The organism is Alicyclobacillus sp. CIJ1 (assembly GCF_057538885.1).
Genome location: NZ_BAAJPH010000056.1, coordinates 1 through 600, shown reverse-complemented (window position 1 = coordinate 600; position 600 = coordinate 1). Strand labels below are relative to the sequence as shown.

Here is a 600-nt window from a genome sequence, read left to right as displayed (position 1 = left end):
TTCCAGATGACAGTGCGAGGCTACGCGCGTTGAACAGCAAAGTTGAAATGTGTCGATTCACGGGGTGATGGAGATTGAGAACCATTACCGCCAAACACCAAAACGAACTCAAACTCCGAAACTACCAACTCGAAGCCGTCGAGGCCATTCGACGATACCCAAAGCCGCGGCCCATCCTCGTGGCCGCGACGGGCGCAGGGAAGACCGTGATGTCGTCGCAATTCGCCGTCGAGCGGCTGGAGCGCGGGCCGGTCTTGTTCTTGGCCCACCGCGACGAGTTGCTTGATCAGACGCTGGAGAAGTTCTCGGTGGTGTTTGACGCCTTGGCTCCCAAGGGGCGCGAGGTGAAGGTCGGTCGGATCCAAGGCCCGGACGACGACGTCGAGGCGGACTTCGCGGTGGCAAGTGTCCAAACGATCTCGCAGCCGGATCGTCTCGAGCGTTGGATGGACGTGCATGAGACGACACCAACCGTGATCACGGACGAGTGCCACCACGCGGTGGCAAGGACGTACATGCGCATCTACCACGCGCTCGGGTTCCTCGGCGCCGTGGTTCCCGAGGGCCACGTGCATCTGGGGCTCACGGCGACTCCCTATC

1 protein-coding gene is annotated in these 600 nt (G+C 61.5%); it reads left to right on the top strand.

The genetic code is table 11. The annotated features are described in order from the left end of the window. Positions 1-74 precede the first annotated feature (74 nt). The coding region (locus AC27E8_RS00485; RefSeq protein WP_487111312.1) for a DEAD/DEAH box helicase at positions 75-600 on the top strand (526 nt) is incomplete at its 3' end.